General features: G+C 48.0%; 10 protein-coding genes. 4 read left to right on the top strand and 6 right to left on the bottom strand.

The features are described from left to right. Positions 1 to 146 precede the first annotated feature (146 nt). On the bottom strand, positions 147 to 1,547 hold the full coding sequence (pepV, locus tag B3N33_RS04745; protein WP_292592331.1) for a dipeptidase PepV: 1,401 nt from the start codon (positions 1,545 to 1,547) through the stop codon (positions 147 to 149). 12 nt (positions 1,548 to 1,559) lie between these two features. Then, a complete protein-coding gene (locus tag B3N33_RS04740; protein ID WP_214059792.1) occupies positions 1,560 to 2,657 on the bottom strand; it encodes a MalY/PatB family protein in 1,098 nt (365 codons plus the stop codon). Positions 2,658 to 2,839: 182 nt separating this feature from the next. Here B3N33_RS04740 and B3N33_RS04735 point away from each other — a divergent pair, with 182 nt between their 5' ends. After that, positions 2,840 to 3,058: a hypothetical protein gene (locus B3N33_RS04735; RefSeq protein WP_292590623.1), complete on the top strand. Its 219-nt coding sequence runs from the start codon at positions 2,840 to 2,842 to the stop codon at positions 3,056 to 3,058. Between the two features lie 23 nt (positions 3,059 to 3,081). Here B3N33_RS04735 and B3N33_RS04730 read toward each other — a convergent pair whose 3' ends face one another. From B3N33_RS04730 to B3N33_RS13110, 3 genes are all read right to left on the bottom strand, one after another. Beyond that, positions 3,082 to 3,651 carry a phosphatase PAP2 family protein gene (locus tag B3N33_RS04730; protein ID WP_214059793.1) on the bottom strand — a complete coding sequence of 190 codons (570 nt, stop codon included), beginning with the start codon at positions 3,649 to 3,651 and terminating at the stop codon, positions 3,082 to 3,084. A gap of 75 nt (positions 3,652 to 3,726) precedes the next feature. Continuing rightward, entirely contained in the window at positions 3,727 to 4,449 is a 723-nt protein-coding gene (locus tag B3N33_RS04725) for a tyrosine-protein phosphatase (protein WP_292592330.1), read from the bottom strand. Between the two features lies 1 nt (position 4,450). After that, positions 4,451 to 4,663 carry a hypothetical protein gene (locus tag B3N33_RS13110; protein WP_422655897.1) on the bottom strand — a complete coding sequence of 71 codons (213 nt, stop codon included), beginning with the start codon at positions 4,661 to 4,663 and terminating at the stop codon, positions 4,451 to 4,453. 492 nt (positions 4,664 to 5,155) lie between these two features. Here B3N33_RS13110 and B3N33_RS04720 point away from each other — a divergent pair, with 492 nt between their 5' ends. Next, a complete protein-coding gene (locus B3N33_RS04720) occupies positions 5,156 to 5,773 on the top strand; it encodes a fibronectin type III domain-containing protein (protein ID WP_292590625.1) in 618 nt (205 codons plus the stop codon). 753 nt (positions 5,774 to 6,526) lie between these two features. On the opposite strand, the gene B3N33_RS04715 is transcribed toward B3N33_RS04720, so the two are convergent. After that, complete coding sequence (locus tag B3N33_RS04715) at positions 6,527 to 6,952, bottom strand: hypothetical protein (protein WP_292592328.1); 426 nt, start codon at positions 6,950 to 6,952, stop codon at positions 6,527 to 6,529. Positions 6,953 to 7,641: 689 nt separating this feature from the next. On the opposite strand from B3N33_RS04715, the gene B3N33_RS04710 reads away from it, so the two are divergent. Next, positions 7,642 to 8,595: a right-handed parallel beta-helix repeat-containing protein gene (locus B3N33_RS04710; protein WP_214060563.1), complete on the top strand. Its 954-nt coding sequence runs from the start codon at positions 7,642 to 7,644 to the stop codon at positions 8,593 to 8,595. Positions 8,596 to 8,776: 181 nt separating this feature from the next. Beyond that, positions 8,777 to 8,956 (top strand): hypothetical protein, encoded by a 180-nt coding sequence (locus tag B3N33_RS04705; RefSeq protein WP_214060562.1) that lies wholly within the window; start codon positions 8,777 to 8,779, stop codon positions 8,954 to 8,956. The last annotated feature ends 666 nt before the right edge of the window (positions 8,957 to 9,622 follow it).

Here is a 9,622-nt window from a genome sequence, read left to right as displayed (position 1 = left end):
GCATTGCGACCTGGGATGTTCTTCCCAGCCTTGCGTCCGCCGATGCATTCCGGCGCCTTGCGTCTTATTCCGCTCTTTCCTACAACCAACCTCTAGCCTCGTTTTTTGTTCTCACAACTCACAACTTGCAACTGATCCTTTGCTCTTCATCCGCAAAGCTCGATTATCGCCTGTGTGAATATCTTCGCACTGGTCAGCAGATCTTCAATCACCGCAAATTCATCCGGTCCGTGCATGTTATTTTCGCTGCCGGGCATAGTGCTCCCAAATGCTACACCGTTTTCCAGTCGATGAACGTACGTTCCACCTCCCATCGAGATGCAGTATCCCTTCTTTCCGGTGTAGTTTTCGTAACATCTAAGAAGTGTCTTGACGAATTCCGAGTCACCGGGAACGTGGTGAGGAGGTTTTATATCATCGTTTTGCAGAACTATGCCATACTCGGCCAGTTTTGCCTTAATTACATCAAGGAGGTTCTCTTTCGTTGCGCATAAAGGAGCCCTGCAATCGAACGTCCCGTTGAGGCTTGAACCATCGTAATCCATCATATTAAGGCTTATTGTAAGCTTGCCGGAGAGTTCATCGCTCATCGCAACGCCAGCAGCCTCACCTAGCCAATCTCCGTGAGGAAATACTGAGTTCAGAGCTTTCAGCCGTTCAAAGCCGGTACTATGAGAAACCGGGAGTCTTGAGATGACCTCCAGCAAACCCGTCAAAGCATTTCTCCCCTTATCTGGAGTCGAAGCATGACCTTGAAGTCCTTTAGCCGTGATTGTAGTCTTTTCCCCCTGAGTGGTTAAGTTGAACGAGATGCCACTCAGTTCGCTTACGGCATCACAGTAATCTCTGATCTCTTCAGGATCGATTCCTTCGACAACCGCAGATGCTTCACCGGGAACGACATTGCTCTTGATGCCTGCCTTGAAGCTCACGACCCTTGGAGTCTCGGTTGACTCTTCAAACCTGGATTCGAACTTTCCCTGGAGCCCTCCCTTTTCTATATTCACAACCGGGAAACTCGCATCCGGCGAGAAGGTCATAGGAGCCTCCTTTTCGATTCCATAGTAGTAGCGTATGTCGGATGATCCACACTCCTCATCTGTTCCTAAAATAAGTCTGACGCCGGCTTTTAGGGGGATGTCAAGATCCCTTACAGCCTTCATGGCGTATAGAGCAGCTACTGCAGGACCTTTGTCGTCGATCGTTCCGCGACCGTAAAGCTTTCCGTCCTTGACGACTGGATCGAAAGGCTCCGTAACCGACCAGCCGTCTCCCCCAGGTACTACATCGAGATGGGCCAGGATGTCCAGCTTGTTTTCGAGTTCATTGAAATCGACAGCACAAACGTAGTTGTCGTAATTCTTGGTCCTAAATCCCATTTCAGATGCCATTTCCAGAGCTGCAGCCAGTACTTCCGCCGGCCCATCGCCATACGGTCTACCCTCTTTCGCTTCTTCCCTGTCGCTCTTTATTCTTACCAGTCTCATAATGTCTCTTATCATGAGTCCTTTGTTTTGCTCGAAGTAGTCTTCAATCAGTTTCTTCATAAGAATCAATCTTCACCTCCACCTGTTATAAGTCTCAGATAATGGGTATCCGCGTCTTGCAGCTGCATCGAAAAGGTAACCCAGTGATTCCTCTATCTTGCCTCTAGGTGCAGCAACGTTCATCCGTGTGAATCCCTTTCCCCCTATTCCATAGTTTATACCACGGTCTAGGTCGAGGTATGCCTCATTAAGCAGAAAGGATTGCAGCTCGTCATCATCTAACCGAAGGCCGCGCCAATCTATCCAGATCACGAAGGACCCCTCTACTTCGGATACTCTAACATCTGGAATGTTGCTTCTAAAGAAATTCCTGATCATGTTTATGTTCTCAGCAACATATTTCTTCATCTCCCGTACCCAGTCAGAGCCTTTCGGTCCGTATCCGGCACATACCGCCGCGTGGGTCAGAGGATCTATGCTTCCATAATGATCGGCATCCCGCTGAACCCTGAACTTATCTCTTGTTTCGGAATCGGGGATAATCATATTTGCATTGTTAACGCCCGTGAAATTGAAGACCTTTCCCAGCGAGGTCGCAACTATCGAGTGGCTTTCGTTTCCAGCGACCTTAGCGTAAGGAATTGTCGAATTGCCGTTGAAGGTTATCTCTCCGAATATCTCGTCACTGAAGACAAGGACGTTATATCTTTGAGCAAGTGAGGAGATTATCTCTAGATCTGAAGGCCGCCACACTTTCGCAATGGGGTTGTGAGGATTGCACAATACGAAAAGCCTGTTCTTATCAACCTTCATGCATCTCTCAAGGTCGTCGAAATCCATCGAGTACTTTCCGTCTTTGTAGATCAGAGGATTGCTTACTATCTCTCGATTCGTCCTTCTGACTGCCTGTTCATACCTGTTGTAGACAGGAGGCTGTACGATAACGCCGTCTCCCTCTTCTGTGAATGCCCTTATTGTCGTTGCGACTGAGTGAATCGTGCCGTAGGTAGGAACTATCCAGTCTTTCTCTATCTCCCAGTCTCGCATGTTCTTCATCCACCAGCGTATGCTTGAGAGATACTTATCATCGGCAAGAGTGAATCCCATAAGCCCAATCTTCGCTCGCTTTACAAGGGCGTCGATTATTACCGGAGCGGTCTTGAAGTCCATCTCGGCACCGGCATAGGCTTCGTATGGGGGCTTGTAACGGATACAGTCAATAACCTCGGCGGAAACAAACTCATGATACCCTCAGACAACTTCGCCGCTCATTCTATTTCTTCTTCGCTTTCACAGAAAATCGCGATGATGAACTCAACGAAACTAACCGTGGAGACAATGCTTCTGTTGTAATGTGGGCAGAAACGACGGCGATTTTCACAACGTATATTCCGGCCGGGGAGGAACAGGTTCCTGTTTTACAGACGCCAGCCCCGATTCCGCTCGTCGCCGCATCCAGTGTTAACGGAGGCAAGGTTGTCGCCGTTTCCTGTGCTTTTACCTTTCACGGCACTCTGATGAGATTGGCTCCAGGCGACAATGACCTATTTAGAGCCATAGTCGAATGGTAAGCATCGATGAAAGAGTGGAGTGACTACTGCAAGTTTCCGGATTTGTCGTTATTCTCAGGTTTGATAATTGTATACTTCTCGAATAGTCCGACGGTAATGATGCCGCATAGCGCTCCGAGTACAACCCCGGCGACCACGTCCGAGAAATAACTGAAATAGACGTATATTTCGGCAAGCGCTATGAAAGCAGAGAGCAGGACAAGGGGGACTCTGAGCATCTTGACGTTGTTCCAGAGAACGGCGGTGTAGGCAAATGAGATAGTAACCGGAGAAGATGGGAAGGAGTAAGTTTCGGGAATCGGAAAGATTATCGCATACCCCTCGATAAACTCGAGTGGTCTCAACCTCCCGAAGACAGGCTTAAGGATAACGAAGGCGACAAGCAGACTTATCCCCAGCCCCAGTGAAGTCATGTAGCCGGCCCTGCGGAACCTCTTGTCGAAGAGGAGAAGGACCGTCAGTAGTATCCATACGAGGGCCCCCCTTTCGAGAAACAGCATAAAAGAAAGGAACAGATCCATTACCTCTCCAGATATTGCCGAGTTCAGCGAATTCATTAACGAAAGCTCAAATTCATTCAACGCATCCCACATACAGCCACCACCAAAATCCTATCAAAAGAGGCGGCTCAACACCGCCTCTCGATAATAACACCTTCAGTATCCTATTTATCTTAGAATATCTTGAATAGCGGCGATCTCTGTGTAAGTGAGACCGGCCCTCTTCGTCAGGTAGTCAAGCGCAACGCTCTTGACGTTGACATCGTCAACTGGATTGCCATTGTTCATAAGAACGAAGAGATCGGCGATAATCTTCTTCACTGCATCGTAGGCTGCCGTTCCCTGCTTCACATTGTAGTAGTTCTCATAGGATTTGACATAGTCCGCGTAGATCTCGTCGGTCTTTGCGTTCATAATCGCTCCAAGCAGAGCGGAGGCGATTCCGGCCCTGTCCTTGCCTTCAACGCAGTGGATCAGATACGGCGGCTCGTGAGAGATCATGAATCTCAGGCCCTCTCCAAGTTTCTTCGCGAAATCTTCAGCGAGAGGATCTACTCCCATATTTAGGTTTATCAGGTTTCCGGCTTCACCGATTGCCTTGTAATACTCCGAGTACTCCCAGTTCGAAGCAAGCTCTTCGTCTGAATCGGAGAGATTGATTACAGTCCTGATTCCCGCTTGCTCTATTAGGGCCGATGCGTAAGGCGACCTGGGATCGCTGATTGAAGGATGGGAACATCTGTATAGCTTACCGGGTGCGATCTCTCCAATCGTTACTTCCCTGAAGTTTGCAAAGATCTCATCGCTAGCATAATCATCCCTTACATCCGTTCTTACAAGGTGTCTGATCTCCAATTCGTCCCTATAGGCCCCCTTCTCAATAAGCCCCATATTAAGAAGATCTCCAACGGCAAGTCCGTAGGTCTGAGCGAAATTGCCATAGTTGATGGCAAGAAGAACATGGTCGCCGGAATACCTTGCCANNCGGCTGTCCCCTGTCGACATCGCCGTATGTAGTTACGAATGGAACCATGATCGTTGTAGTGCCCATAGTCACGTAAACAAGATCTCCAGCTTCAATGGCGGCATAAACAACTGCTTCCATCGGAATATTCGTATGAACGTTACCGTACTTATCAATCTCGGCCACTGCACCAACGATTCCGGCAAGCATCAAAGCTGACAGAACCACAAAAACACCCAGTAACAATCCTTTCTTAAGCATAAAACACCTCCACCTATCCTATTTAGACGTTAAGATATTTGCACCATAATTATATCACCAGCGACTTTTAATCACGAAGAGACCAATCATCATTATCCGCATGATACGATGATCAGACAACCGAATAGCTCTGTTGTCACGCACTACGACTCCCGCTACTCCGTTTATACCACACATGGAGACGTACAGAAACGAACAAAGAAGTGTTCGCACTCTTTTCCGAAGAATTCTCAAGAAGAGAGTCTGGCCGCTAGAGACTGAATCGACCAGCTCCGTTCTAGAATCAATAGGGAGATGTTTGGTAGATAGGTACTCACTTTTCGGACGAACTATTGATTTCATCTCCTAATTCGGATCGTGGAGGAGAATGAGATGAAGAATGTTCGCCTGATAGTGGTTTTGGCACTTGTTTTTTTCTTTCTTACAGGCTGTCCTATCAAGAATGGCAAGCCAGAATGGGGAGTTATAGAAACGATTGTCAAGAATATTGAAGAGCACTTTCAGATCAACCTTGCCGAGTACAGCTCAGACCCGGACGGTCATCTTATATCGTACAAGCTAATAGGAGGACCAGGAACCATTACAGGGAGCCTTTACGAGTGGACAGTCAGCGGGCCTCTCGGCAACATCACAGTGACAGTGAGGGCGGAGGATGAAAAGGGATTGTCTACTGACAAGACATTCACGATAACGGTCAAGTCGTTCCCCAACGTCCCGTCAAGTCCCTTCCCGGCAAATGGTGCAAAGGATACGAACTTCGAGGTGACCCTGTCCTGGGAAGGCGGAGACCCCGACGGAGATCCGGTACTATATGATCTCTACCTCTCTACAGCTCACAATCCCACTCTTTTCATATCAAATCGAACTACTAACAGCTACACCAAGAGCGGTCTCTCGCCCAACACAACATACTACTGGAAGATAGTTGCAAGAAACGAGGGGTTGTCTGGCGTAGCCGGCCCAATATGGAGCTTCACAACAAAAAAATGAAATCCAGCGAAGGGCAATATAAAACTGTATATAGGGGGAGAATCCGCAAATTCGAGATGTTCGCTGTGCTCACGGGAAGACCAAGATTCTGACCGGGATCATGTAAGAATCACGAAAAAGAACATTTGTCATCCCGATATGCAACTGATCGGGATCTCGAATGTAAGAGCCGCTTTTCGCTGAACGCTGAAAGATCCGCTTGCTAGAAGACGCTGTGCGCTTTGAAGAGCCGTCCTCCGATAAGATCATATTGAGAAAGAGCATTGTCGAGATGTTCGCTGCGCTTACGAGAAGGCGGGAGAAAAGTCAGTCACCTTCGGTGGCCAGTTCCGCTTCGCGGGCTAAAAGCCGGTAAACGCTCCAAAGAACCGCTGTTTGCTTATCGCTTGGAAGAGAAGAAGTTCTCCGTTGGGTGTCCGAGAGGAAAGATCTGTTCTTCGGNNTCCAAAGCGAGGATCTGTTCTTTGTTCTTGGTCAAGGTCATATTTCCAGAGCATGGCAAACCCAGACCAGGAAATTGTCAGGCCGACGAACGGAGCTGGTTTTGACAAACCAGATTTTACCATTCTTTGCTCTTGGCCAACCACTAACTACGTATCACCAATAACGGCTCTTAGCGCGAAGCTTCTTCTAAAACTCAAAGCGTCTTCTCTGTCTCCATCGGAGAGCGGAGGACCGCTGACGGTTAACGTATTTTGCTCTTTCCAGCGTTAAGCGGCTCTTACAGAAGGACGTTTCTCTTGAAAGCACAAATCAATACTCGTTGGATCTGGAAATGAGCCATTTGCCAGATTCGTTCTTAATCCTCCAGATGTAAGTCCTGTAGTCAATCGGTCCGGAATTCCATTTGATTTCTACGCTGAATTCCACTCTGGCTTCCGTGACTCCCTCGTTGAAATCAACGTCAACGTTGCTCGTCCTGTCGAAGTGAATGACGTTCCTTCCTTCAAATCTGCTTGAATAGGCATCGATGATCTGCGAGTGCGATTTGGACGCCGTGTTTATTACGGCCGGATTTGTGTACAGCCCCGCAAGCTCTACAGAGTTCTCCGCTTCCCAATACTTCTCGAAATCGCTCACAAGTCCACTCACCTTTATCGTCGGGCCTAAAATGAAACAACCCGAAAGCAACAGCAACACAACGACCAAAGATAATATTGACAGAATTATCTTTTTCATCTCTTCGCCCCCTCTGCAAAATAACTTTCATCCGAAGCACATTCCATGAAACTCCTGTCCTCTCACTTTCGTCCCTTGCTTAAGTTTCATCTCGATCCTTGCTTTAGAAAGAATGCCCGCCTGCAACGCTACTCTCGATTAGCGCTTCCTCGTCTACTATCTAAACCCCGCATCGAAGCTCATCTCTACCCTCATCTTCTTTTTTGGAGTTCGATCGTCTAGTCCTAAGTCTCAAAAATATCACAGACCCTTAGAATACGCTCATCTGTGCTCTTGATCTTCAATCCCCGCTAGAGCGGTGGAGAGTGTGCACCTTGAAGCCCGTCTGCAACCATGCTCTCATCAAAGCGTTCCAGTCAACGAGAAGAGCTCCTATCGCTGTAATGTCATTAGATCTCACAGATGACTGTTCTGAGCGAGATGCACCCCCATCCCCAGTTTGCTGCTCTCCTCCCAAATACAATGGAGCGAAAGTCTTTCTTCATCCATGCATTGAAGAGGACAAGAAATTCTAGCACCTGCATTGTCGAAATCGGCTCGCGGGAAGGACTCATTCCCTTTTCCGACACACCGCTTCGATGAAGACCCCACGCCTCGATAGCAATGCTTAACACCCTATTAGTAACAGTTCTCTCTTATTTCATGTAGATGGTTTAGACTAAAGATCAGAAGTAGACGGAGGTGTTACCATGAAGAAGCTTCTTTTTGTGCTGCTCGTATGCTTTGTAATAAGCTCGATCAGCCTTGGACAAGGCGAGGCCGGCATCTTGGTGGTCGGCGACCCGGACGGCCAGTACTCAACCATACAGGCAGCAATAGATGACGCGAAGGCCGGAGATACGGTGAAGATTCTCCCCGGAACATACAGAGAGGGTCTGACTGTAAGCAAGGAGATCAAGCTTATAGGATCGTCCAGAGACGAGGTTATAATAACACCCGAAGAAGGAAAAGATCTCGGGATATTTGTCAGGGGCGCTGCAAATTTCTCGATCGAGAGCGTCACTGTCATTTCGAGCGGCGCGGCAATCAACGTATCGAGATCCTCGGGCAAGATAGTAGACTCCTTCATTGCGGGCGGAAGATTCGGAATCTCTTTCAGCGGCACCGGAATGACCATTGAAGTAATCGACTCACACATAACCTGCTATCTCGGAATGGACAATGAAGATCATCTCGAAACCAGACTCGCAGGAATCTACGCATATGGCAGCGCAACAGTGATTGCAGAGAACTCCGTATTTGAAAGAAACGGAGTGGGGATAAGCCTAACCAACGATATCAAGTACCAGATCCAGAACTGTACATTCACAGGAAACACGATAGGAGTTTCGCTCGGTGGAGACGCAACCGGTTCTCTTGTGGGAAACATAATCACGAAAAACGTCGAAAACGGAATACTTATAAACTCATCTTCCACAACCACACTCAAAGACAACCTCTTCTACGACAACATCTGGCACGGACTCGATCTTTACCTCAACAGATGTACCGAGTGCGAGTGTGGGGGTGAAGAATTCAACGGCACGGTCGTTGGATCGGGGAATGTATTCAAGTCCGAAGACGAGATCTGCCCGATCGACTACTGGGACGAAACCTTCTACAGTTTCGACGAGGATCTGGGAAAGAGCGAGGACGAAGACTGAACCCGACAAACCCCTAGGACATCGGCAATGCCTTGGTGATTTTTTTGTATAACCGTAGTCTTTAATTCTCCGGGCTCAAATGCGTTGATTTCAATCCTGATGATAATTATAGCCATGCAGCGATAGCTACGGATCGTGAGCTTGTTTGAGAGAGTATGGTATACTAATGTTGGGTGATGAGATGTCGAAAATCGACTGGGGCAGAGTGCAAAGCAAAGTGAGCATAGCGCTATCAATAGGACTGGCGGTTGCTGTAATCATCATGGTATTCGCTCTCATAAACCTGACAAAAGCAAACTCTTCCTCACAGGCTTTCATAGACTCAATCAACGAACCAACCACTGTCGAATCGAACAGATGAGAAGGCACCCACTACAACGCATTGACTAGTTAGGTGCCCAGCCCCGTCTATGGGAGGCAAAGACTCTCCCCGCAATGAGCAAATAGACACCCGATTTTTATCGATAGCTCTCAGCTACACTCTCCGACTGGTTTTCAGATTCTAAGGGTCAGACTCGAAATCTTCACTGTGGGAGGAAATTGTCAAAGATTTCATTCTAGACATTTGCTTGCTCCAGCCATCCGTATGACACAGGATGCACTCTTTGCCGAGCTCGTGGATTCCGCACGAATCCCCTTTTGATGCTTGATGCTTAGCCGTGAACGTGCTCGGTCATTTCCGGCCTGCCTGAATGGAACTAAGGAGTCATAGTTCATGAGAAAGCAGGAAGGTTGTCTTTTCCTTCCTGCCTTTTGGGTGTGTATTACAGTTGCAAGTTACAAGTTCTGAGTTGCAGTAATCGTTGACCGTTGTCGGTTCGCCATTCTCCGCATTAGAGCAGTTGCAATCTTAAGAACCGCTGTACGCTTAGAAGCTGAAACCCCGCTGATCGCTGTGAGGAACGAAGAGGATCTCCCAGCCCTGAAACGAGGACCTATCTCAAATTTCGCCTCTAGTGGCGACCCTTCTTTGCATGAAGCGGATCCCTCGCCCCTTTTCGGCTATGGAAATACTTGATTGATCTCT

Source organism: Mesotoga sp. UBA5825 (genome assembly GCF_002432955.1).
Lineage (GTDB): Bacteria > Thermotogota > Thermotogae > Petrotogales > Kosmotogaceae > Mesotoga.
The sequence above is the reverse complement of the archived record's forward strand: the minus strand, read 5'-3'. Positions and strand labels throughout refer to the sequence as shown.

Excerpts from the sequence above, each read along its gene's own strand:
- B3N33_RS04715 (WP_292592328.1), bottom strand. The coding sequence starts at position 6,952 with ATGAAAAAGATAATTCTGTCAATATTATCTTTGGTCGTTGTGTTGCTG.
- B3N33_RS04730 (WP_214059793.1), bottom strand. The coding sequence starts at position 3,651 with ATGTGGGATGCGTTGAATGAATTTGAGCTTTCGTTAATGAATTCGCTG.
- B3N33_RS04740 (WP_214059792.1), bottom strand. The coding sequence starts at position 2,657 with ATGGACTTCAAGACCGCTCCGGTAATAATCGACGCCCTTGTAAAGCGA.
- B3N33_RS04720 (WP_292590625.1), top strand. The coding sequence starts at position 5,156 with ATGAAGAATGTTCGCCTGATAGTGGTTTTGGCACTTGTTTTTTTCTTT.
- pepV (WP_292592331.1), bottom strand. The coding sequence starts at position 1,547 with ATGAAGAAACTGATTGAAGACTACTTCGAGCAAAACAAAGGACTCATG.
- B3N33_RS04710 (WP_214060563.1), top strand. The coding sequence starts at position 7,642 with ATGAAGAAGCTTCTTTTTGTGCTGCTCGTATGCTTTGTAATAAGCTCG.
- B3N33_RS04705 (WP_214060562.1), top strand. The coding sequence starts at position 8,777 with ATGTCGAAAATCGACTGGGGCAGAGTGCAAAGCAAAGTGAGCATAGCG.
- B3N33_RS04725 (WP_292592330.1), bottom strand. The coding sequence starts at position 4,449 with ATGGGGCTTATTGAGAAGGGGGCCTATAGGGACGAATTGGAGATCAGA.
- B3N33_RS04735 (WP_292590623.1), top strand. The coding sequence starts at position 2,840 with ATGTGGGCAGAAACGACGGCGATTTTCACAACGTATATTCCGGCCGGG.